The sequence below is a fragment of the Mycobacterium sp. 852002-51057_SCH5723018 genome (assembly GCF_001667035.1).
Classification (GTDB): domain Bacteria; phylum Actinomycetota; class Actinomycetes; order Mycobacteriales; family Mycobacteriaceae; genus Mycobacterium.
Genome location: NZ_LZIR01000110.1, coordinates 1 through 21,446, shown reverse-complemented (window position 1 = coordinate 21,446; position 21,446 = coordinate 1). Strand labels below are relative to the sequence as shown.

Annotated in this window: 23 protein-coding genes and 1 tRNA gene; 9 read left to right on the top strand and 15 right to left on the bottom strand. The window is 66.9% G+C overall.

Annotated features, from left to right (window positions below; translation table 11 throughout):
• Positions 1-190: 190 nt before the first annotated feature.
• From A5764_RS22240 to A5764_RS22215, 6 genes are all read right to left on the bottom strand, one after another.
• Positions 191-1,615 (bottom strand): hypothetical protein, encoded by a 1,425-nt coding sequence (locus A5764_RS22240; protein WP_156664811.1) that lies wholly within the window; start codon positions 1,613-1,615, stop codon positions 191-193.
• 1,447 nt (positions 1,616-3,062) lie between these two features.
• Positions 3,063-3,380 carry a hypothetical protein gene (locus tag A5764_RS22235; RefSeq protein WP_067117280.1) on the bottom strand — a complete coding sequence of 106 codons (318 nt, stop codon included), beginning with the start codon at positions 3,378-3,380 and terminating at the stop codon, positions 3,063-3,065.
• Between the two features lie 205 nt (positions 3,381-3,585).
• Positions 3,586-3,789 (bottom strand): hypothetical protein, encoded by a 204-nt coding sequence (locus tag A5764_RS22230; RefSeq protein ID WP_231989786.1) that lies wholly within the window; start codon positions 3,787-3,789, stop codon positions 3,586-3,588.
• Positions 3,790-4,039: 250 nt separating this feature from the next.
• Positions 4,040-4,129 (bottom strand) — tRNA-Ser (locus A5764_RS22225).
• Between the two features lie 127 nt (positions 4,130-4,256).
• The gene (locus A5764_RS22220) at positions 4,257-4,715 is read right to left on the bottom strand and encodes a nucleoside deaminase (protein ID WP_067117275.1); all 459 of its coding nucleotides are present in this window, start codon (positions 4,713-4,715) and stop codon (positions 4,257-4,259) included.
• Between the two features lie 110 nt (positions 4,716-4,825).
• Entirely contained in the window at positions 4,826-5,347 is a 522-nt protein-coding gene (locus A5764_RS22215; RefSeq protein ID WP_067117271.1) for a tRNA adenosine deaminase-associated protein, read from the bottom strand.
• A gap of 142 nt (positions 5,348-5,489) precedes the next feature.
• Between A5764_RS22215 and A5764_RS22210 the strand changes: the two genes are divergently transcribed.
• Positions 5,490-6,434: a prephenate dehydrogenase gene (locus A5764_RS22210; RefSeq protein ID WP_082951839.1), complete on the top strand. Its 945-nt coding sequence runs from the start codon at positions 5,490-5,492 to the stop codon at positions 6,432-6,434.
• Here the strand turns inward: A5764_RS22210 and A5764_RS22205 are convergent.
• The 5 genes from A5764_RS22205 to A5764_RS22185 are packed head-to-tail and all read right to left on the bottom strand — an operon-like array spanning position 6,397 to position 10,474.
• Complete coding sequence (locus A5764_RS22205; RefSeq protein ID WP_067117265.1) at positions 6,397-6,996, bottom strand: putative glycolipid-binding domain-containing protein; 600 nt, start codon at positions 6,994-6,996, stop codon at positions 6,397-6,399. The two genes, A5764_RS22210 and A5764_RS22205, sit on opposite strands and share 38 nt — an antisense overlap.
• 4 nt (positions 6,997-7,000) lie before the next feature.
• Positions 7,001-7,747, bottom strand: coding sequence for an ABC transporter permease (locus tag A5764_RS22200; RefSeq protein ID WP_067117314.1), 747 nt, complete (start codon positions 7,745-7,747; stop codon positions 7,001-7,003).
• Positions 7,744-8,430: an ABC transporter permease gene (locus tag A5764_RS22195; RefSeq protein ID WP_067117262.1), complete on the bottom strand. Its 687-nt coding sequence runs from the start codon at positions 8,428-8,430 to the stop codon at positions 7,744-7,746. Before A5764_RS22195 ends, A5764_RS22200 begins: the two co-directional genes overlap by 4 nt.
• Positions 8,431-8,432: 2 nt before the next feature.
• Positions 8,433-9,524 carry an ABC transporter ATP-binding protein gene (locus A5764_RS22190; RefSeq protein ID WP_067117317.1) on the bottom strand — a complete coding sequence of 364 codons (1,092 nt, stop codon included), beginning with the start codon at positions 9,522-9,524 and terminating at the stop codon, positions 8,433-8,435.
• A 2-nt stretch (positions 9,525-9,526) separates the two neighbouring features.
• Complete coding sequence (locus A5764_RS22185; protein ID WP_067117260.1) at positions 9,527-10,474, bottom strand: ABC transporter substrate-binding protein; 948 nt, start codon at positions 10,472-10,474, stop codon at positions 9,527-9,529.
• Between the two features lie 114 nt (positions 10,475-10,588).
• On the opposite strand from A5764_RS22185, the gene A5764_RS22180 reads away from it, so the two are divergent.
• Entirely contained in the window at positions 10,589-10,924 is a 336-nt protein-coding gene (locus A5764_RS22180; RefSeq protein ID WP_067117257.1) for a lipopolysaccharide assembly LapA domain-containing protein, read from the top strand.
• Positions 10,925-11,038: 114 nt separating this feature from the next.
• On the opposite strand, the gene A5764_RS22175 is transcribed toward A5764_RS22180, so the two are convergent.
• Both A5764_RS22175 and A5764_RS22170 read right to left on the bottom strand, forming a co-directional pair.
• Positions 11,039-12,091 (bottom strand): phosphotransferase family protein, encoded by a 1,053-nt coding sequence (locus A5764_RS22175; RefSeq protein WP_067117254.1) that lies wholly within the window; start codon positions 12,089-12,091, stop codon positions 11,039-11,041.
• 32 nt (positions 12,092-12,123) lie between these two features.
• Positions 12,124-12,729 carry a histidine phosphatase family protein gene (locus A5764_RS22170; RefSeq protein ID WP_067117251.1) on the bottom strand — a complete coding sequence of 202 codons (606 nt, stop codon included), beginning with the start codon at positions 12,727-12,729 and terminating at the stop codon, positions 12,124-12,126.
• Between the two features lie 90 nt (positions 12,730-12,819).
• Here A5764_RS22170 and A5764_RS22165 point away from each other — a divergent pair, with 90 nt between their 5' ends.
• From A5764_RS22165 to A5764_RS22140, 6 genes are all read left to right on the top strand, one after another.
• Positions 12,820-13,494, top strand: coding sequence for a class I SAM-dependent methyltransferase (locus A5764_RS22165; protein WP_067117248.1), 675 nt, complete (start codon positions 12,820-12,822; stop codon positions 13,492-13,494).
• A gap of 57 nt (positions 13,495-13,551) precedes the next feature.
• Positions 13,552-14,583, top strand: a complete 1,032-nt coding sequence (locus A5764_RS22160; protein ID WP_067117245.1) for a phosphotransferase family protein — start codon at positions 13,552-13,554, stop codon at positions 14,581-14,583.
• A 1-nt stretch (position 14,584) separates the two neighbouring features.
• Positions 14,585-15,349: an SDR family NAD(P)-dependent oxidoreductase gene (locus tag A5764_RS22155; protein WP_067117242.1), complete on the top strand. Its 765-nt coding sequence runs from the start codon at positions 14,585-14,587 to the stop codon at positions 15,347-15,349.
• Positions 15,350-15,411: 62 nt separating this feature from the next.
• Positions 15,412-16,695, top strand: coding sequence for an acyl-CoA dehydrogenase family protein (locus A5764_RS22150; RefSeq protein ID WP_067117239.1), 1,284 nt, complete (start codon positions 15,412-15,414; stop codon positions 16,693-16,695).
• Positions 16,643-17,299 carry a TetR/AcrR family transcriptional regulator gene (locus A5764_RS22145; RefSeq protein ID WP_067117236.1) on the top strand — a complete coding sequence of 219 codons (657 nt, stop codon included), beginning with the start codon at positions 16,643-16,645 and terminating at the stop codon, positions 17,297-17,299. The genes A5764_RS22150 and A5764_RS22145 overlap by 53 nt, the downstream gene beginning before the upstream one ends.
• A complete protein-coding gene (locus A5764_RS22140) occupies positions 17,299-18,273 on the top strand; it encodes an NADPH:quinone oxidoreductase family protein (RefSeq protein ID WP_067117233.1) in 975 nt (324 codons plus the stop codon). The genes A5764_RS22145 and A5764_RS22140 overlap by 1 nt, the downstream gene beginning before the upstream one ends.
• Positions 18,274-18,293: 20 nt before the next feature.
• On the opposite strand, the gene A5764_RS22135 is transcribed toward A5764_RS22140, so the two are convergent.
• On the bottom strand, positions 18,294-20,174 hold the full coding sequence (locus tag A5764_RS22135) for an alkyl/aryl-sulfatase (protein ID WP_197501671.1): 1,881 nt from the start codon (positions 20,172-20,174) through the stop codon (positions 18,294-18,296).
• Positions 20,175-20,310: 136 nt separating this feature from the next.
• Between A5764_RS22135 and A5764_RS22130 the strand changes: the two genes are divergently transcribed.
• On the top strand, positions 20,311-20,778 hold the full coding sequence (locus A5764_RS22130) for a lipoprotein LpqH (RefSeq protein WP_067117227.1): 468 nt from the start codon (positions 20,311-20,313) through the stop codon (positions 20,776-20,778).
• Positions 20,779-20,787: 9 nt separating this feature from the next.
• On the opposite strand, the gene A5764_RS22125 is transcribed toward A5764_RS22130, so the two are convergent.
• Positions 20,788-21,446: cell wall metabolism sensor histidine kinase WalK (locus A5764_RS22125; RefSeq protein WP_231989785.1), on the bottom strand; the 659-nt coding region annotated here is incomplete at its 5' end.

Genomic DNA, 21,446 nt, shown 5'->3' with positions numbered 1-21,446 from the left:
GGTGGCGGAGGGATTTGAACCCTATTCAGCAACCCGCAGGAACTGCCGAGACCCTGCTGAAGTGCGAAAACACCTCAATGTGCTTCACCACAGTTATGTGTAACTGTGGGCAGATTGTGGGCATAGAGTGGGCGGCCGCCTCGGCCATGAGAACCTCGGCCATCTTCCCTGCACTGGCAGACCGAGGGCGCTACCACTCTTCAATACTCTTGCTGAATTGGAGATAGCTCCGCTCCACAACTGCTTGATGGCTGCGGGCGATCCGCCAACACACTACCGCGAGAAAGCACAGGGTCAGGAAGCATAGTCCACCGCAGACAACCCAGACGTACGCAAGCGTATGTCCAGAAAACTGCGCGATCATGGCGATTGCTGCGATCAACGTGAGGACCGACGTCCCACCAACAAAGTAGCGCGGTATCGCGAGAAGTTTCGAGCGGATCTCATGCTCTTCCTCTCTCACGAGATACGCCGCCAGCAATGACGGAATCACGATGAGCAGCGCGACGGCGGGTTCAGCACTGTGCTCTGCAATTGTCCCCAGGAAGCCCCGTACCCACTGGCCCGCCGCACCAGCCAGCAGGATTAGCGCACTGAATAGCGCCCCCAATACCGCAGGTGTCCTGAATCCGGTCACGGCGGGGCGAAATCCCACCACTACTTCATGCCCACCTGATTCCGTCCGTCCCTGGGTGTAGACAAGAGCTCGCTCCGGGGTCACTCTCCCAAGGAAAGTGTCGCCCGAAGTTTGCGGGGTTAGCGGCCCTTGCTCTGCTTCGCCGGTTACCGTCCGCACGTCTGCACTTACCGCAAAGACGCCCCGCGGCGCATCGATTCGAACGTGCTCCCGGCGCGCTCTACCGATGCTGGGCGTTGCCACAGCAAAGTAAACCCGGTCCCAGCCGATGCGTTCACCCCACGTCCACCCACTGGTGTCCGTGATCAGCTCGCTCTCCACCGTGCGGTACTTGATTACTTGCGGCGAAGGTTCAGCCGGAATAGACACAATGGGCATGTAGTGAGTGGTGAACTCGGCAACCCGCCCCGCAAAATTAGGCTGGGCAAAGACAGCCCTCCAAGCAATTTCCTCCGCGCGACTGGCATTGCGCAGGTTCCAACCAGAGACGTACTGCCTCTGCTCGACGCTCGAGGCATTAGCGATTATGGCGGCGTCCACGGGGTCGGGCGAGTTCCTCACGATGTCGTAAAGCTTGGCGACCATGCCGGCGCTAAACCCCGAGGGGTCAACGCCGAGCGAGTCGGCGGTCGCAAGGATAACTGCCAGTGCTGCGTGTGAATCCTCATCACTCGTCACGAGCGACAATGTCTTGCCAGTGCTATCAACGACGTCGAAGTCGATAAGCAGCCGTTTCTCGAACAGAGTAAGCGGGAGGAAGAGTTTGCTAGGGGCATGAATACCACTAGCTTCTGCCCGAGCAACAAGGTCAATGACATCGATATCGAGGGACACGCGCCGTTCGAATCGAACTGTACTGGTCAGCTCGACTGTCTCAACGCGACGGCGGACCCACAGTGGGTCGGAAATCAGATCCAGAAAGTACTTTCCGACGGGCTCACACGCCGGCCAGACCGGTTGCGCAGCCGGTAAATCCATTCCCCCCATTTACGTCCTCGCGTGCCCCCGGGCGTTACGGACTAGCCAGCGGGTGCCAAGTTCTTTGCAGCCTTGCTTGACACTGAGGCCCCCTCGGCCGACTTCACCTTCACGAAGCCACGGTTGCCGTACTTCTTCAGGCGGCGATGCAGTGCGTCGTCCTGAACCGCTTTCTTCTGCTTCCGCTGAGCGGCGCGCATGGACAAGCTTTCTCCCATCGTTTACCCCCTAGTTGTGCAGTGTAGGTCCCCACAATATGCGCCCTGCCGGGTACCCCAGCGCGGGATGTCCCAACCAGGTTGGTTCACTTTGGACACATTCGACACATATGCCCCATCGGTCACATCACCACTACAGGCAAACCATCTCACAAGTTGCTTGGACGTACCCTTCAAATCGCCGAGACACGCCTGTTCGTTATCACGAAGAGCTAACGACTGAAGCGGTGCGCTTGGGTGCTCACAGGCACTCCTGGTTTGTCTACACTCAGAGTCGCACTACTTTTAGCAACGCCTAGAGCCACGGTTTTGTGCCCTATACGACTTCATTTTGTGCCCTATACGACTTCATGCAGCACGCATCCGAGCACCACCGCCCGTGGCCGGCCAGGCTCCGGTACCGACAACACCCATCGCCGATAAGAATCGGCCACTGCCCCCGGGCCAGGAACCCTTCCCGGGAGCCAGGCGGACACCGACACGGTACTGGCGCTCGGCCCGGCTACGGGTCTGGGCTTTTGCGCGGTCGGCGCTGCGGAACGGCTTTGCGTCCGAATCATGTTGCGGTGCAGACGATCCCGTACACATTAAAGCGTTGCAGCACAGGCGTTTCAGCGTTCACCGCGCATCCCGCGAAGTGTGGGGAAGCGTACAGGCAGAAATTTCCAGTGCCTTATCGGCAGACGGCGGCTGGGCACCAGGCCACGCCCTCCCCATTCTCGGGCCGTCGGCAAATGATCATGCTGTCCTGTCGGCGGTGCGTGCTTTGTGGTTGTTGCATGGTGGGCGGGCGGCGCGGCAGTTGGTCGGGTTCATGACGAGGTCTGGTCGGCGCGCGGCCGGGATGATCTTGTCGACCACGCTGGCGGGCCAGTGCAGATCCCTTCGGTGCGGATCTGGCATTGGTAGCGGTCGCGTTGCAGGATCATGCGTCGAAGCGTTGCCATGCGCGGGTCCTGGTGATGGTTGATGATGCGGTGCGTGGCCCTCGCCATGGTTCCGGCTGGTGGTCGTCGCAGTACTTCTGCCCGCTGGTGATGAGGTTGGTGCAGCGGCCGTTGTCGCCGGGGCATTGGCGGCGGGGTCGGGGCATTGGTCAACACCTACTCGGGATTGGTCGAGTGCGCGTCGTTGGTAGGTGCGTCCGTTGACGGTCACCTCCGACGCCTTCGCGGCGGTTTCGATCGTGAACAATGCGCTGGTGCCTCCACGCCAAGGCAGAGTTTGGGTTACTTACCCGGCGGGTTGAACACGCGGCCAAGATGCTCGAGCGTTTCGGTGACCTTGCGGCCGGTTTCGGACTCGCGCATGGCCAGCAATTCCCACGCGACGTAAGTCATGCCGGTTGCAACTTTGGTGGACGCCACCGCTACTGCCTTATCGTCGCCAACTTTATCGGCCTCCTCGTAGATCAATCCCTTCCACTGATCTATCGCCGTCGATTTGGGGCCGCCTTCGATGACATGACTGTTGAGCATGCCGAGCGCGATGCGCGCGTATTCGAGCCGGACTCGCTCAGAATCAGGATCTTGTTGTTCCCCCACCATTAGGCGATTGTCACATGAAAGCGGGGCCAAAAGGGGTTGTAGAGGCCGCTCCCCTGTCGTTTGCGGTGTGTGCGTGGGTGGGGGTCTGCGGTGTGGCGGGGGGGGGGGGCCGGTGTGGGGGCGGGCGGGAAAGGAGCAGAACTCAACCGTCGTGGCCGTACCTTGCCCGATCGCAGGCGGGTTTGACGCCCCGCCGCCGCCGGTCCTATTCGGCCTTGGCCGGAGCCTTCGGTTTGTCCTCGATGATGGTGACCCAGCCGTCGCGCTGCCAGTGCTCGGCGGTGTCGGCGGGGACGCCGGTCAGGGTGCCGGCGCGTTGCTCGCCGTCGTGGAATACGAGGTGCGGCCCGGTGACGGTGACGGTGGTGCCGTCGTTGGCTGGTGCGCGCCGTGCGCGCTTCGTGGTCATGGTCATTGTGGCCTCCGGTCAGCTGATGGTGATCGTGACGATGGCGGCGGGATGCTGGGCCATAAGAGCGCGAAGGTCACTTTGGACACGTACGCCGACCTGTTCGACACCGATCTGGACGCAATTGCGGTCACCCTGCATAACTCATATTCAGTCGCGGGTGTGGGCAAAACGTGGGCAACGGGTGGGCACGACACCAGCCAGCAAACAGGGAAATACCCTTTTACCTGCTAGGCAGGGCCCAGGGCTATGGCGGTGGCGGAGGGATTTGAACCCTCGGACGGTGTTAGCCGTCACACGCTTTCGAGGCGTGCTCCTTAGGCCGCTCGGACACGCCACCGCCAGGCAGCTTACCGAACGCCCGGCCGGTCACCCCAATCGCTGGCGGGCGCATCGAGATTGCCGCCATGGTTGTGCTTGCGCGGACGATCACAGCCCTCACGGCCATCTCGACGCCCGGGGGCAACTCACGCCAATCGCTGGCGGGCGAAAAACGCCTCCAGGGGCGCGGCGCACTCCTGCGCGAGCACGCCGCCGCGCACTTCGGGGCGATGGTTGAGCCGCCGGTCGCGGACCACGTCCCACAGCGACCCGACCGCCCCCGTCTTCGGCTCCCATGCCCCGAACACCAGCCGCGCGACCCGAGCCAGCACCAGCGCGCCGGCGCACATGGTGCACGGTTCCACGGTCACGGCCAGAGTGGTCCCCTCCAGCCGCCACCCGTCGCCGAGCACGCCGGCCGCCGCGCGCATGGCCAGGATTTCGGCGTGTGCGGTCGGATCGCCGAGTGCCTCACGGGCGTTCACCGCCCGGGCCAGCTCCGTTCCGTCGGCGCCGATCACCACCGCGCCGATCGGCACGTCGCGCGGACCGGCCGTCGCAGCGACCGACAGCGCGGTACGGATCAGCTCTTCGTCAGCGATCACCGACCGGGGCTGATGGCGGCGACCCGCTGCGCCCGGCTCCGCCGCACTTGCGATCACCGACCGAGGCTGATGGCGGCGACCCGCTGCGCCCGGCTCCGCCGCGCTTGCGGTCACCGACCGAGGCGGTCGATCACCGCCGACAGCTCGTCGGCGAAGCCCATTTCCCGGGCGATGCGGCCCAACTGCTCGTCGGCGTACAGGTCGCTCTCGTCGAGGATGACCCCCAGCACCGCCTCGGGCAGCCCGATGTCGGACAGCACCCCCAGATCGCCCTCGTCGAAGGGTTCGGCGTTCTCGAGGTCCTCGGGACCGATTTCGGCGTCCAGGCTGTCCAGCACTTCGGCGGCGATGTCGTAGTCCAGCGCCGCGGTGGCGTCCGACAGCAACAGCCGGGTCCGGGCGGGTGCCGGGCGCACGATGACGAAGAATTCGTCGTCGATGTCGAGAAGGCCGAAGACAGCACCAGCACTGCGCAGTTCACGCAGTTCGGTCTCGGCTGCCTGGAGGCTCGTCAGCGCCTTCGAGGACATCGCAGTGCAGCGCCATCGTCCCTCTTCGCGCACGACCGCAACGCCGAAGCCGTCCGGTATGTCCGCGGACGGGCCCTGCGCAGACGCCCGCTGTGCTCCCATGGGCGCTTACGCTAGTCGCTGACCAGGCCCGCTGGCCAGACGGAGACCGGACGAACGCCCGGCGCAGGCGACACCTGAAAGCACCTCCTCGCGGAGATTGTGCCAACCTTGGACTGTGGCCGGCCCCCTTTCCAAGACACCCGTGTGCGTGCTCGGGCTGGGCCTGATCGGCGGCTCGATAATGCGGGCCGCCACGGCGGCCGGCCGTGAAGTGTTCGGCTACAACCGGTCGGTCCAGGGCGCCCACTCGGCCGTCGCCGACGGCTTCGATGCCAGCACGGACCTCACCGACACGCTCACCCGCGCCGCCGCCGCCGGCGCGCTGATCGTCCTGGCCGTGCCGATGCCGGCGTTGCCGGGATTGCTGGCCCACGTCAGCGAACTGGCCCCCAACTGCCCGCTGACCGACGTCACCAGTGTCAAAACAGCGGTGCTCGACGAAGTCGTCGCGGCCGGCCTGCTGGAACGCTTCGTGGGTGGCCACCCGATGACGGGCACCGCGGACTCGGGCTGGGCCGCCGGGTACGCGGGGTTGTTCACCCGGGCGCCGTGGGTGGTCAGCGTCGACGACCATGTGGACCCCGGGGTGTGGTCGATGGTGATGACACTGGCGCTGGACTGCGGTGCCTTGGTGGTGCCGGCCAAATCCGACGAGCACGACGCCGCGGCGGCCGCCATCTCGCATCTGCCGCACCTGCTCGCCGAGGCGCTGGCCGTCACCGCCGCCGAAGTCCCGCTGGCCTTCGCGCTGGCCGCGGGGTCGTTCCGCGACGGCACCCGGGTGGCCGGCACCGCCCCGGAGCTGGTGCGGGCGATGTGCGAGAGCAACGCCACCCAGCTGCTGCCGGCGGTCGACAAGGTCATCGAATTGCTCGGCCGTGCCCGCGAGTCACTGGCCTCCCGCAACTCGCTGGCGGACCTCATCGACGCCGGCCACGCCGCGCGCACGCGTTACGACAGCTTCCCGCGCTCCGACATCTTCACCGTCCTCATCGGCGCGCAGAATTGGCGCGACGAACTGGCCGCCGCCGGCCGGGCTGGTGGGGTGATCAGATCCGCTCTGCCAAGCTTGGATAGTCGACGATGAACCCGTCCTCGTCGACGCTCACGGCGGTGTCGGCGACCGGGGAGCGCAACTTGATCCCGTCGAGGCGTCCCTCGCTGGTGTAGCTCACCGTCGCCGCGCTCACGGACATGTCGGGCACGTTCACATAGACCATCGGCAGCGCGACCGAGTCCGCCCGTTCGTGCAGGCCGAGGCGCCGGATCGGCAAGGCATTGAAGAACGGGCTGAACACCACATCGACGTCGAGCGCGCCGTTGTATCCAGCGCGCCGCTCGCCCTGGTGGTCGGTCACCAACCACATGTTTTCCTCGTCGCGGGCGATGGAGAGCACACGCTCCCGCTCGGCCAGCGTGACGGTCAACCCGAAGCGCTTGGTGGCACCCGTCTCGTCGGTCTGCAAGTCGTAGTAGGCACCGAACGCCGGATTGTGGGCGGTGGCCGCCGCCACGATGCGGCCGTTGGCCTTGATTCGCCTGCCGGACAACTGGACTCGCACCGATTCCATCCGGGAGATGTCCTGTGCACGCCAGGTAAGCATCGCCTGCCACACACGCCGCGTGGGACCAGAGGGGGCTGCGTTCACACTTCTACCGTAAGACGTGTCCAGCCATCGCGGCGGGTTTGGTGGCAACTGCGGGCGGCGTCACGTTGTTGCGCCAAGCGACGCCGCCACGTAACCGACCGGTACCGGGCGCCGACACCCACACCGCGCCCGCCAGCAGGCCGTCGAGGATCAGCGCCAGCGCGGCCACCATCAACGCACCGACGAGCGCGAGCTGGAATTGGCGCTCCTTGATCCCGTCGATCAGGTATCGCCCCAGCCCGCCGAGGCTGGCGTAGGCGGCCACCGTGGCGGTGGCAACCACCTGCAGCGTCGCGTTGCGCAACCCGCCCAGGATCAACGGCAGGGCGTTGGGTATCTCGACGCGCAACAGCACCTGGGTCTCGGTCATGCCCATCGCGCGGGCGGCGTCGACCACCGTCGGGTCGACATTGGCGATGCCCGCGTAGGCGCCGGCCAGCAGCGACGGCACGCCCAGCAACATCAGGGCAACCAGCGGCGGCCCCATGCCCAGCCCGAACAGCAGCACCCCGAGCAGCAGCACCCCCAGCGTCGGCAGCGCGCGCAGCCCGTTGACCGCGCCCACCACCAGCAGGGTGCCGCGGCCGGTGTGCCCGATGATCAGCCCGATCGGCACGGCGATCAGCGCCGACGCGCCCACCGCGACGGCGGTGTACTCGAGGTGCTCCAAGGTGTGCGCCGCCAGCCCGACGGGACCGGTCCAGTGGTCGGCGGTCAGCAGGTAGGACATCGCCTGTTGGACGAAGTTCATCGCGCGCCGCCCACCACCGGGGCCACCACCGACCGCCGCCGGGGCCCGCGCGCGGCGCGCTCCCACGGCGTGGCCAGCCGACCGGACACCACGATGAGGACGTCGATGACGACCGCCAGCACGAACAGGGCGATGATGCCGCCGACGATCTGGTCGCTCTTGTCGGTCTGGTAGCCCTCGGTGAACCAGGTGCCCAGGCCACCGATGCCGATCACCGAGCCGACGGAGACCATCGCGATGTTGGTCACCACGACCACGCGCAATCCGGCGACCAGCACCGGGATCGACAGCGGAAGCTCGACTTTCAGCATCCGCTTGATGGTCGGGTAGCCGATTGCGGTGGCGGCGTCGCTCACCTCGGCGGGCACCGCGTCGAGCGCCTCGAGCACCGCGCGCACCAGCAGTGCGGCGGTGTAGGCCGTCAGCGCGACGATGACGTTGGCCTCATCGAGGATCCGGGTGCCGATGATCGTCGGCAAGACCACGAACAGCGCCAGCGAGGGGATGGTGAACACGACCGCAGCGGTTGCCGTCGTGATCCGTCGGAGGATCGGCGCGCGCTGCACCAGCACGCCCAGCGGCACCGCGATCGCCAACCCGATGAGCACCGGCACCAGTGCCAGCCGCAGATGGACCATGGTCAACGCCCAGGCATCGTCGAGGTGGGTCAGCAGGTAGTGCATCGTCACGCTCGCCGTCGGGCTTCCACCGCTGCCAGCACGTCGTCGGCCAGCACGCCGCCGATCACCTTGTCCCCGTCGTCGACCGCGATGCCCACCCCCGACGGCGACGACAGCGCCGCGTCGAGCGCCTGACTGAGATTGCCGGCGGGGCGGAACAGCGAACCGGCGGCGGTCATGCTGTCGGCCAGCGATGCGCCGGCGCGGTGCCGGCGCAGGCCCTCGGCGTCCATCCAGCCCAGCGCCGCGCCCGCGTCGTCAACCACGAGCGCCCAGCCGTCGGGAAGGCCGGTGTCGGAGAGGCGGTCGGCTGCGATGCGGTCGATGTCGTGCAGTGGCAATCCGGCAGAATCCATCAGCTGCAACCATCGATAACCGCGGCCCAGCCCGATGAACCTGGCCACGAACTCGTTGGCCGGCCGCGAAAGCAGCTGCCCGGGTTCGTCGTACTGCTGCAGGCAGCCGTCCTTGAACACCGCCACCCGTTCGCCGAGCCGCAGCGCCTCGTCGATGTCGTGCGTGACGAAGACGATGGTCTTGTGCAATTCGCTTTGCAGACGCAGTATTTCGTTCTGCAGCTCATGGCGCACCACCGGGTCGACGGCCGAGAACGGCTCGTCCATCAACAAGATGGGCGGATCGGCGGCCAACGCGCGGGCCACCCCGACGCGTTGCTGTTCACCGCCGGAAAGCTGCGCGGGATAGCGGTTGGCGAGCTTGGGGTCCAGCCCGACGCGTTCGAGCACCTCGTAGGCGGCCTTGCGGGCGTCGCGGCGGGATTGACCCTTCAGCACGGGAACCGTTGCGACGTTGTCGATCACCCGTTGATGGGGCATCAGCCCGGCGTGCTGGATGACGTACCCGATCCCGAGGCGCAGCTGCACCGGGTTGACGCCCGCGACGTCCCTCCCGTCGACCGTGATGGTGCCGGAGGTCGGGTCGATCATCCGGTTGATCATCCGCACCGCCGTGGTTTTGCCGCTGCCCGACGACCCGACGAACACGGTCAGCTTGCTCGTGGGGACGACCAGGCTCAGCCGGTCGACGGCCGTGGTGCCGTCGGCGAACACCTTGCTCACATTGTCGAAGACGATCAACGTCATTGCCCGATCGGATGGTTGAAGCCGTTGTCGCGCACCCAGTTTCGTGCCGCCTGGTCGGGGTCGACGCCGGAGTTGCCCGACACCGCGGCGTTGAGTGCGGCCAGCCCGGAGGTGGTCAGCTTCGCCGAGACGGCGTCCAGCACGTTCTTGAGCCGGTCCGACTTCTTTTGCGAATTCACCAGCGGCACAATGTTGCCGGCCAGGAAGTTGTGCTCCGGGTCGTCGAGTGCCACCAGGTGATTTTGCGGTATGGCCGGCGACGTGCTGAAAACATTGGCGGCGGTCACCCTTCCCTCCACCAGGGCGCGCACGGTCACCGCCCCGCCGCCGTCGTTGATGGCGACGAAGTTGCCCGGACTAATGTTCAACCCGTATTTCTGCCGCAGGCCCGGCAGCCCGGACGGGCGCGCCTCGAACGCCGATGGCGCTCCGAATCGCACGTCGGGCGAGTGCGCCGCCAAGTCGCCGATGGTCTTCAGGTCCCAGGCGCTGGCTGTGCCGCTGGTGACGGTGACCGTATCGGTGTCGGACGCCGGTGACGGTGTCAGGATCGACAGGTCACCGGGCAATTTCTTGTACAACTCCAGTTCGACGGCGTCGAGCATGGTCGCGGTGGAGTCGGGTGCGAAGTACAACAGCAGGTTGCCGATGTATTCCGGCACCAAGTCGATGGAATGGTCTTTCAGCGCAGGGATATAAGTCTCCCTGCTGCCGATCCCCATCCGCCGCCCGATTTCAAAGCCATTGGACTGTAGGGCTTGCGCATAGATCTCGGCGACGATCTCCGATTCGGGAAAGTCGCCGGAGCCGACCACGATGGATTTTGGGCTGCGGGTCTCCGCGCCCAGCGGATCGGCGTTGCTGCAGGCCGTGATCAGACACAGCGTCGCCAGCGACATTGCGGCGTGGACGGTCGCGCGATGCACGCGCGGCAGCATCCTCATACCGCAGACAGTAACGGCAGAATCGCCGAGCCGCCGCCGCCAGAGGTGCAGGTCGCGCGGATGGTTTTGCCCGGATTTGTTTCAATCCGTGCAGGATGGGACAAAGATGACAGTATGAGCGGCCAAACCCCTGTCCCGCCTCCCCCGCCCCCTCCGGCGCCGCGCGAGACATCCAAGAACCCGGCCGTCGGCTTTACCCGCGCCGGCGCCTTGTGGTCATTCCTGATCGCCGGCTTCCTGATCCTGATTCTGTTGCTGATCTTCATAGCCCAAAACACGACGTCGACGCCGATAACGTTCTTGGCCTGGCACTGGAGCCTGCCGCTGGGCGTGTCGATCCTGCTGGCGGCGGTGGTGGGCGGGCTGATCACCGTGGCGGCGGGCACCGCGCGAATCCTTCAGCTGCGCCGCGCGGCCAAGACGCCGCACGCGGGCACACGGCCCCTCTAGCCCTGGCTTTGCGAGTGTGAATCCTCGGCTTCGCGGGTGAGTCCTGGGTGGGAAAAGCGGTCGAATTCCCGCCGCCAGCGCACACAGAAAGCCGTCAGTGCACAATCGACCTGACTAGCCCGGCAGCTTGGCCAGCTCGGCCAGGCCGCGGGCGATCAGCGGCGCCACCACCTCGGGCTGCTGTTCCGACGTGTCGTCCTTGCCCTGAGCCAGTTCCGACATCCGTCGCCGGAAATCGATGCCGGCGGCGATGATGGCGAGCTTGAAGTACGCCAGCGCCATGTAGAACTCCCAGTGCGCCAACGGCAGGCCGGCCACCAGCGAGTAGCGGTCCGCGAGCTCGTCGGCCGTCGGCAGCAGCGGCGAGGTCCAGGCGGCTTGGGCGTTGACGATCAGGTCGAGCGCGGGGTCGCGGTACACGCACATCAGCGCCGCGTCGCTGAGCGGGTCGCCCAGCGTCGAGAGCTCCCAGTCCACCACGGCACGAACGTGCGTCGGGTCGTCGAGGTCCAGGATGGTGTTGTCAATCCGGTAGTCGCCGTGCACGATCGACGTGCGGCTCTGCTGCGGAATGGCTTGGCGCAGACCGGAATGCAGACTCTCGACGTCGGCGTCGCGGTGGTCGTCGGGCAACCGGACCAGATCCCACTGCGAACCCCAGCGTCGCACCTGGCGCTCCAGGTATCCGCTGGGTTTGCCAAAATCGGCCAGCCCCACGGCGTTCGGATCGACGCTGTGCAGGTCGACGAGCACCCGGACCAACGAGTCGACGCAACCGTCGATCACGGTGTGACTGAAGGCCTCGAGCTGGGCGCGCCGGCGCACCACTTGCCCGGCCACGAATTCGACGATCTGAAACGGCGCGCCCAGCACCGAATCGTCCTGGCACAGCGCGATCGCGCGCGCCACGGGAACGGGTGTGTCTTGCAGCGCGGCGACCACCTTGTATTCGCGGGCCATGTCGTGCGCCGACGGCGTCAGCCCGTGCAGCGGCGGGCGCCGCACCAACCAGTCCGAGGCGTCGTCATACACCCGGAACGTCAGGTTCGAACGGCCACCGGAGATGAACTCGGCCCGTAACTCGCCGTCGCGTTCGATCCCGAGCGAACGCAGATACCGGTCCAGCGAGCCCAGGTCGAGCCCTTCGAGTCGGTCAGCGGAAGTCACCGGACTTGTTTACCACCGCGCGACGCGGCGACTCACCGCTGGTTCCGGGGCAGCAAGTCCCACACGTGCTCGGTGCAGTTGACGCCCGCCACCGTCGCCTGGCCGGACCGCGAGAACAACAGCCGGGTCACCGACGCGTAGTCGACGGGAAACGACAACAGCCGGGCCGTGCCGAGGATCTCGTGCAGCAGCACGTTGATCACTCCCCCGTGGCTGAACACCGCGACCGTGTCCTCGGGATCGGCGGCGGAGACCAAATCGTCGACCGCGGCGCGGACGCGCGCGCGAAACGCGTCTTCGTCGACCGCGCTGGGCAGGTGCCCCTGCGCAAGCCGCGCCCATTCGTCCGGTCTTTCCGCACGGATCTGCTCCACGGGGATGTACAGCGAAAGGTCGCGGTCGTACTCGGCGAATCGATCGTCGATCTCGAGGCTCAGCCGGCGGGCCACCGCGACCGGTTCCGCGGTCTGAACGGCGCGGCGCTGCGGGCTGCTGACAACCCGCGAAATGGGAAACCTGGCGAGCGCCTTGGGCAATCGCTCGACCTGCTGCAGCCCCTGCTCCGACAAGTCCGGGTCCGAGCCCTCGCCGTGTTCGCTGCGCAGCGGAAGCGCATGCCGGACCAGCAGCACTTGCATGTCAGTTCCTGCCTCCGAGTGGTTGGGTGTGGTGAGGAGCGTCGTTAACTCTCTCACCGCACCCGTCAGGTTCGACCAGAAGGAGGACAGATGAGCCAGCCGAGCATGGATTGGGACGCCGCCTATCGACAGGACACGCCACCCCCGTGGAGCATCGGCCGGCCGCAGCCCGAGCTGGCCGCGCTCATCGAGGAAGGCAAGGTGCGAAGCGACGTGCTGGACGCCGGCTGCGGCCATGCCGCCCTGTCGCTGGCGCTCGCCGCGCGCGGCTACACAGTGGTCGGCCTGGACGCCAGCGCGACGGCGGTCGAGGCCGCGGCCGCGGCGGCGGCCGCACAAGGGCTGACAACGGCGAGGTTCGCGCAGGCCGACGTCACCGACTTCGGCGGGTATGACTGCCGCTTCTCCACCATCCTGGACAGCGGGCTCTTCCACGCGCTGCCGCCCGACAAGCGCCAGGACTATCTGCGGTCGATCTTCCGCGCGGCCGCGCCGGGGGCGTCGTTGTACATCCTGGCGTTCGCCGCCGGGGCATTGGGCGACCCAGGCGAGGGTGACCGGCCCGGCCCGCGCGGTTTTGCCGAGACCGAGTTGCGCGACGCCGTCTCTACCATGTGGCGGGTCGACGACCTGCGGCCCGCGAAGCTCTATGGGAACGCGGCCGCATTGGCGTCCGCACCGGACCCGTCGCCGAACGTCGAACATGACGACGAGGGCCACTTCATGGCCCCGGGCTTCCTGCTCAGCGCACACAAACCGAAGTAAGAACTAGCAAAGCAGCCCGAGAATGCTATTCTCCATACGGAGATCGGGGTGTGCACAATGACGAGCGTCGGCGAAACCCAACTGGACGCGCGCGTCCTTGCCCGCTGGCTCGATGCGAACAGCGCACCGGGCGGCGGCGAACAACCGGTGCTGCAACAGCTCAAGGGTGGTTCGCAGAACACCCTCTATCTGATCGAGCGGGGCGGCATGCGCATGGTGCTGCGCATGCCCGGAGCGCGCGCCGACGCGGCTCGCATCGATGGCCTGCTGCGCGAGATCCGGCTGGTGCGGGCGCTGTCGGGCACCGACGTCCCGCACGCGGCGCTGATCGCCGCCGACGACACCGGCACGGTGCTGGGCATGCCGTTCTACGTAATGCAGGCGATCGACGGGTGGAGCCCGATGGACGGCGGGTGGCAGGCGCCGTTCGACACCGACCTGCACGCGCGGCGCGGGCTGGCGTTCCAATTGATCGAGGGCGCGGCCAAGCTGGGCCGGGTGGACTGGCGCGGCCACGGGCTCGAGGGGTTCGGCCGGCCCGACGGGTTCCACGAACGACAGGTCGACCGCTGGCTGAAGTTTCTCGACGCCTACAAGGTGCGCGAGCTTCCCGGCCTGAACGAGGCCGCCGACTGGCTGCGCAACAACCGGCCCGCCCAGTACCAGCCCGGCATCATGCACGGCGACTACCAGTTCGCCAACGTGATGTTCGCGCACGGGGAGCCGGCTCGGTTGGCCGCCATCGTGGATTGGGAGATGACGACGGTCGGAGATCCGCTGCTGGATCTCGCCTGGGCGCTGCTGGGTTACGACGGCGAGGAGCCGCGCGCCGACGGGTTCTACCTGGACATGCGCGGCATGCCGACCCGCAGCGAGCTGCTCGAGCACTACGAAAAGGTCAGCGGGCTTTCCACCGAGAACATCGACTACTACCTCGTGCTGGCCAACTGGAAGCTGGGGATCGTGCTGGAGAAGACCTACGCCGCCGGGGTGCGCACCGAGAAGGTGGACCCCAAGATCACCGAAACCTTCGGGGCGATGATCCCGCAGCTGATCGCCACGGCGGCCGAGCTGGCAAGTACACGCTGAAATGGGTTACGCCGACGAGCTTTTCGACCTCACCGACCGCGTCGTGCTGATTACCGGCGGCAGCCGCGGCCTGGGCCGCGAAATGGCGTTCGGTGCCGCGCGCTGCGGCGCCGACGTGGTGATCGCCAGCCGCAACTTCGACAACTGCGTGAGCACCGCCAAGGAGATCGAGGCCGAGACAGGCCGCTCGGCCTTGCCGTATCAGGTGCACGTGGGACGCTGGGAGCAACTCGGCGGATTGGTGGACGCGACCTACGCCCGATTCGGCAAGGTCGACACGTTGATCAACAACGCGGGCATGTCGCCGCTCTACGACAAGCTCACCGACGTCACCGAGAAGCTGTTCGACGCGGTGGTCAACCTGAACCTCAAGGGGCCCTTCCGGTTATCGGCATTGATCGGCGAGCGGATGGTGGCCTCCGGTCGCGGCTCCATCATCAATGTGAGCTCGTCCGGGTCACTGCGTCCCAACGGCGGCATCGTTCCCTACGCCGCGGCCAAGGCCGGACTCAACGCGATGACCGAAGGGCTGGCACAGGCGTTCGGGCCGGCCGTTCGGGTCAACACGCTGATGGCCGGACCCTACCTGACCGACGTCAGCAAGGCGTGGGGTCTGGAGAACGCCGACACCAACGCCTTCGGTCACCTCTTTTTGCAGCGTGCCGGAGACCCGCGTGAAATCATCGGCGCCGCATTGTTTTTGGCTTCCGACGCGTCCAGTTTCACCACCGGCTCCATCTTGCGCGCCGACGGTGGCATCCCTTGACGCAGCGGGTCGCCACCAAGCGACGTGGCGGGTCGCCACCTAGTGGAAGGTAGGAACATCGAATGTCTTGGGACTTCTCCACCGAGCCGGAGTTCGAAAAGAAGCTGGACTGGATCCGCGAGTTCGTGCGCGAGGAGGTCGAACCGCTCGAGGTGTTGTTCCCGGGCTGCGAGTTCCTGCCGCTCAACGACGAGCGGCGCCGGATCGTCGACCCGCTCAAGCAGCAGGTCCGCGACCAAGGCCTGTGGGCGCCGCATCTGGGCCCGGAACTGGGCGGGCAGGGCTTCGGCGCGGTCAAGCTGACGCTGATCAACGAGATCCTGGGCCGTAGCCCGTGGGCGCCGATCGTGTTCGGCACGCAGGCGCCTGACACCGGCAACGCGGAGATCATCGCCCGCTTCGGCACCCAGGACCAGAAGGACCGCTACCTGTCCGGGCTGCTGTCCGGCGAGATCTTCTCGTGCTTCTCGATGACCGAGCCGCAGGGCGGCGCGGATCCGCGGGTCTTCACCACCCGGGCGGTCCGCGACGGGGACGACTGGGTGATCACCGGGCGAAAGTACTTCTCTTCCAATGCCGCTGTCGCGTCGTTCTTCATCGTGGTCGCGATCACCGATCCGGACGTGCCCGTCCATCGCGGTGCCTCGACGTTCCTGGTACCCGCCGGCACCGAGGGGCTGATCCTGGAAGCCAACCACCACCTGGTGGGCGCTGACCCGCACGAGCCGGGTCATTCCCTGGTCCGCTACGACGGGGTGCGGGTGTCGTCGGACGGGCTGCTTGGGGAGCCCGGCCAGGGCTTCCTGATCCTGCAGACGCGGCTGGCCGGAGGCCGACTGCATCACGCGATGCGCTCCATCGGTATGGCGCAGCGCGCCGTCGAGATGATGTCGCGCCGCGCCAAAAGCCGCTTCACCCAAGGCAGTTCGCTGGCCGACAAGCAGCTGGTGCAGGAGTTCGTGGCCGACTCCTACACCGAGTTGATACCGTTCCGGCTGACCGTGCTGCACGCCGCATGGCTGATCGACAACGGCGACGAAGGCGCCGCCCGCGCCGAAATCGCCGCATGCAAGATCCTGGCGTCCCAGGTCCTCAAATCCATTGCGCTGCGGGCGATCCAGGTGCATGGCGCGCTCGGGCTCACCGATCAGCTGCCGCTGGTCAACGTGCTGCTCGGCGGTATCGCGCTGGGTCTGGCCGACGGTCCCACCGAGGCGCACAAGGTCAACCTGGCCCGGATGCTGCTCAAGGGCTACGACGCCGAAGAAGGTGACTGGCCCAGCGAAATGCTCGATGTCCGCCGCGAAGCCGCCCGCGCCAAGTACGGCGACCTCGTTGACCAGTAGCAGGGTGACCGCGGCCGTCGAGCGGGCGCTCGACGAACGCCAGCGCGATGCCACCGAGGAGGTGGAACGCATTCTGGCGGCCGCGGTGCGGGTGATGGAACGGGTCGCGCCCGACCCGCCTCGCGTCAGCGATATCGTCGCGGAGGCCGGCTCGTCGAACAAGGCGTTCTACCGGTATTTCGCCGGCAAGGACGATCTCATCCTGGCGGTGATGGAACGCGGGGTGGCGATCGTGGTGTCCTACCTTCAGCATCAGATGGCCAAGGAGTCCCAGCCGCGCGACAAGATCGCGCGCTGGATCGAGGGCACGCTGGCACAGGTCGCCGAGCCGCACCTGAGGAGCAAGAGCCGCGCGGCGGCGGGTCAGATGTCGGCGGGCACCAACTGGCGCGCGGCCGATCAGGAAATGATGCGGCCGCTGCGGGATCTGCTGATCGAACCCATTACCGAGCTGGACAGCACCGACGTCGAGCGCGACGTCGAGGCGGTGTTCTGCTGCACGGCGGCAACCATGCGGCGCTACATGGGTTCGGCCGACCGGCCCGGGCCCGACGACATCGCGCACGTGGTGCGGTTCTGTCTGAATGGGCTGGGGGTCAGTTGATGCGCGCCGCCGTGTGCCGGTCCTACGGCACGCCGGAAGACTTGGTGATCGACGACGTCGCCGAGCCCGTCCCCGGTCCCGGCCAGCTGGTGGTTCGCGTGCATGCCGCGGCGGTCAACTTTCCCGACGTGCTGTTGATCGCCGGCAAGTACCAGGTCAAGATTCCGGTGCCGTTCATTCCGGGCAGCGAACTGGCCGGCGAGGTGGTGGCGGTCGGCGACGGCGCCCCCTTTCGTCCGGGTCAGCGGGTCTTTGCGACCACCCCGACCGGGGCGTTCGCCGAGCGGGCGGTGCTCGACGCGGGATCGGTGGCGCTGATACCCGACGGCGCGGACTTCGCATCGGCCGCGGCGTTCGGCGTCACCTACCGCACCGCATATCACGCGCTGCGTTCGATCGCCCAAGTGGCGCAAGGCGATTGGGTGGTGGTGCTGGGCGCCGCCGGCGGTGTGGGGCTGGCGGCGGTCGATCTGGCGGCGGCCATGAAGGCCCGGGTTCTCGCCGCGGCGTCCAGCCCCGAAAAGCTCGAGCTGTGCCGACGTCGGGGCGCCGAAGCGACCGTCGACTACGACCGGGAAGACCTCAAAGCGCGCATCCGTGAGCTTACCGGCGACGCCGCGCGGGTGGTCCTCGACCCGGTCGGCGGCCCCTACGCGGAGCCCGCGCTGCGCGGCCTGTCCCGCGGCGGAACGTTCGTCACCCTCGGCTACGCCTCCGGCACGATCCCGTCCATCCCGCTCAACCTGGTGCTGCTCAAGGGGATAACCGTGCGCGGCATGGAGATCCGTACCTTCATGGCCGACCGTCCCGACGAGGCCGCGCGCGACATGGCGGAGCTGGCGCGGATGTTCGCCGCCGGCACGATACGTCCCTACATCGGCGCGCGGTTCCCCTTGGCGGAGACCGCGGCGGCGCTGCGGCACGTGGCCGAGCGCAAGGTTTTGGGCAAGGTCGTCATAGACGTCGTGCGTTAGTTCCGCGGCTGCCGGTGAGGCTACGGCGTGACGATGTTGAAGTTGGGGTCGGGTTGATCGAGCGCACCGAGGAAGGCCTGCAGAGCCGACTGGTCACCAGATAGTTCCAGCCCCGGTGAGGTGAAGTCGCCCACTGCCATGGCGAGCAGGCGAAACTTGCTGTCCAGCTTGACCGTAACGGTCGCCGTCGCGGGGTCGGCGGCCACCTTGCGGTAGACGAGCACGCCGTTGCGCAGGGTGAGCCGGTAGTTGGTCGACGCATCGGCGAACGTGATGTCGGTGGCGACGTCGAGGTCCCAGCTGCGCGGGCCGTTGACCCGGATGGCCAGGCTGTCGAAGATCTGCTCCAGCGTCAGCTGGGCAAGCATCGTCGGCGAGGCGACCTGGCCCGCGGTGCCGAAGTTTCCGTCGCGCAATTCGGTGGCCCCGCTCATGAAGAAGTTCCGCCACGTCGCGTTCTCGGCACCGTAGGCGAGCTGCTCCAGCGTGTCGGCATACAGCGCGCGGGCGGCGCCGTGTTCGCTGTCGGTGAAGACCGCGTGGTCCAATAGCGTTGCCGCCCAACGGAAGTCGCCAGCGTCGAAGGCGTCCTGGGCGAGGTCGACGACCCGGTCGATGCCGCCCATCGCGTCGACGTAGCGCGGGCCGAGAACCTCCGGGGGATGGGGCCACAGCCGGGCCGGGTTGCCATCGAACCACCCCATGTAGCGCTGGTAGACCGCCTTCACGTTGTGGCTGACCGAACCGTAGTACCCGTGGGTGTGCCAGGCCCGGTCCAGCGCGGGCGGCATCTGGAACATCTCGGCGATCTCCACCCCGGTATTACCCTGGTTGAGCAGGCGAAGCGTCTGATCGTGCAGGTAGGCGTACAAATCCCGTTGCAGCGACAGGTATTCGACGATGCTGTCCCGGCCCCAGGTGGGCCAGTGGTGGGAGGCGAAGACCACGTCGGCGCGATCGGCGAACGTGTCGATGGCCTCGGTGAGGTAGCCGGACCAAGCGTGCGGGTCACGCACCAGCGCGCCGCGCAGGGTGAGCAGGTTGTGCAGGTTGTGGGTGGCGTTCTCGGCCATGCACAACGCGCGGAAACGTGGGAAATAGAAGTGCATTTCGGCGGGAGCCTCGGTGCCGGGCGCCATCTGGAACTCGATCTCCACGCCGTCGATGGTGTGCTTCTCCCCGGTCTGCCGGATGACGACGGTGGGAACGATGACGGCGACCTCGCCGGTGGACGTGGCCTGGCCGAGACCGCAGCCCACATGACCCTGCGGTCCACGCGCCAGCATGGAGCCGTACATGTAGGTCGCGCGGCGCAGCATTGCCGGGCCCGCATAGACGTTCTCTTGGACGGCGTGCTCGATGAACCCTTCCGGCGCCAGTACGGCCACCGCGCCGCCGTCCACGTCGGCCTGCGAGGTGACGCCCAGCACGCCGCCGAAATGATCGACGTGGCTGTGGGTGTAGATCACCGCGACCACGGGGCGTTCACCGCCGCGGTGGGCGCGATAGAGGCTCAGCGCCGCGGCCGCTACCTCGGTGGAAATCAGCGGATCGATGACGATGACGCCGGTGTCGCCCTCGACGAAGGTGATGTTCGAGATGTCCAGGCCGCGAACCTGATAGATGCCCGGCACCACCTCGTAGAGACCTTGCTTGGCGGCCAGGGTCGACTGCCGCCACAGGCTCGGGTGGACCGACGGCGGCGCGGCGCCGCCGAGGAAGGAGTAGCCGTCGTTGTCCCAGACGACGCGGCCGTCGGTCGCTTTGATGACGCACGGGGACAGGGCGGCGATGAATCCACGATCGGCATTGTCGAAATCCGCCGTGTCATGCAGGGGCAGGACGAGGTCGCGATGCGCGGACTCGATGACCGCGGTGGGGGGTTTGTGTTGCACCGCCAATACATTGCCACCGATGCGGCTCCCAGCGTTCGGAAAGAATTTTCATCGAACCTGTCGTGCGCGGTCCGGCAAACACGCATACTGCCGTGACGGCCCTCAATGCCGAGGACCGCAAAAATCGGGCAAAGGAGAACAGGTGAAGCGTGGACTGACGGTCGCGGCAGCTGGAGCGGCAATTCTGGTTGCCGGGATATCGGGGTGTTCGAGCAACAAGTCGAGTGGCGTTTCGACCTCGGTGCCAGGAGGCTCCGTGTCGGTCGGCGGCAACAACGCGTCGAAGGTCATCATCGACGGCAAGGACCAGAACGTCCAGGGCACCACCATCTGCAGCAAGGCTGGCGGCAATGTCTCCATTGCGGTCGGTGGGAACACCACCGGGATCAGCGTCGTGCTCGGAGACGCCAGCCCGCCCACGGTGAAGGCCGTCCAACTCGGCAACGTCAACGGCGTGACCCTGCAGTACGCCCAGGGGAGTCAGGGTAACGCCTCGGCGACCAAGGACGGCAACACCTACAAGGTCACCGGCACCGCCAGCGGCGTCGACATGGCGAACCCGACGCAGCAGGTGAACAAGCCGTTCGAAATCGACGCGACTTGCTCATAACTCTGTGATCTAAGAAGTGCTTGCGGGCGGTTGCCACCCGTTGAGTGGCAACCGCACCGTGAACTCGGTGCGGCCCGGTGAGCTGTCCACCGTGATGATCCCGTTGTGCGCCTTGACGACGGCGGAGACGATCGCGAGGCCCAGCCCGGTGCTGCCGCCCTTGCGGGACCGCGACGAATCGCCGCGCGCGAATCGCTCGAAAACCTCGGACTGCAGTGCCGGAGGAATGCCGGGGCCGTTGTCGATCACCTGAAGCAGCGTGTGCGTCGGCTCGGCGCTCAACCGCGTGGTCACCACGGTGCCGGCGGCGGTGTGCACCCGGGCGTTGGCGAGCAGGTTCGTCAGCACCTGGTGCAGCCGCGCCGCATCACCGGTGACGACGACGGGCTCCTCGGGCAGGTCGAGCTCCCACTGGTGGTCGGGCCCGGCGACGTGGGCGTCGCTGACGGCGTCGACCGCGAGGCGAGACAGGTCCACCGGTTCGCGTTCCAGCGGCCGGCCGGAGTCCAGGCGGGCCAGCAGCAGCAGGTCTTCGACGAGGCGCGTGATCCGCTGGGTCTCCGACGCCACCCGGCTCATCGCGTGCGCCACCGCCTCGCGGTCGTCGCCCATCCGCTGGGTGAGTTCGGTGTAGCCGCGGATCGCGGCGAGCGGGGTGCGCAATTCGT

Excerpts from the sequence above, each read along its gene's own strand:
- A5764_RS22230 (WP_231989786.1), bottom strand. The coding sequence starts at position 3,789 with ATGACCACGAAGCGCGCACGGCGCGCACCAGCCAACGACGGCACCACC.
- A5764_RS22160 (WP_067117245.1), top strand. The coding sequence starts at position 13,552 with ATGACGAGCGTCGGCGAAACCCAACTGGACGCGCGCGTCCTTGCCCGC.
- A5764_RS22180 (WP_067117257.1), top strand. The coding sequence starts at position 10,589 with ATGAGCGGCCAAACCCCTGTCCCGCCTCCCCCGCCCCCTCCGGCGCCG.
- A5764_RS22185 (WP_067117260.1), bottom strand. The coding sequence starts at position 10,474 with ATGAGGATGCTGCCGCGCGTGCATCGCGCGACCGTCCACGCCGCAATG.
- A5764_RS22140 (WP_067117233.1), top strand. The coding sequence starts at position 17,299 with ATGCGCGCCGCCGTGTGCCGGTCCTACGGCACGCCGGAAGACTTGGTG.
- A5764_RS22235 (WP_067117280.1), bottom strand. The coding sequence starts at position 3,380 with ATGGTGGGGGAACAACAAGATCCTGATTCTGAGCGAGTCCGGCTCGAA.
- A5764_RS22240 (WP_156664811.1), bottom strand. The coding sequence starts at position 1,615 with ATGGATTTACCGGCTGCGCAACCGGTCTGGCCGGCGTGTGAGCCCGTC.
- A5764_RS22170 (WP_067117251.1), bottom strand. The coding sequence starts at position 12,729 with ATGCAAGTGCTGCTGGTCCGGCATGCGCTTCCGCTGCGCAGCGAACAC.
- A5764_RS22200 (WP_067117314.1), bottom strand. The coding sequence starts at position 7,747 with ATGAACTTCGTCCAACAGGCGATGTCCTACCTGCTGACCGCCGACCAC.
- A5764_RS22195 (WP_067117262.1), bottom strand. The coding sequence starts at position 8,430 with ATGCACTACCTGCTGACCCACCTCGACGATGCCTGGGCGTTGACCATG.
- A5764_RS22155 (WP_067117242.1), top strand. The coding sequence starts at position 14,585 with ATGGGTTACGCCGACGAGCTTTTCGACCTCACCGACCGCGTCGTGCTG.
- A5764_RS22165 (WP_067117248.1), top strand. The coding sequence starts at position 12,820 with ATGAGCCAGCCGAGCATGGATTGGGACGCCGCCTATCGACAGGACACG.
- A5764_RS22150 (WP_067117239.1), top strand. The coding sequence starts at position 15,412 with ATGTCTTGGGACTTCTCCACCGAGCCGGAGTTCGAAAAGAAGCTGGAC.
- A5764_RS22215 (WP_067117271.1), bottom strand. The coding sequence starts at position 5,347 with ATGGGAGCACAGCGGGCGTCTGCGCAGGGCCCGTCCGCGGACATACCG.
- A5764_RS22145 (WP_067117236.1), top strand. The coding sequence starts at position 16,643 with ATGTCCGCCGCGAAGCCGCCCGCGCCAAGTACGGCGACCTCGTTGACC.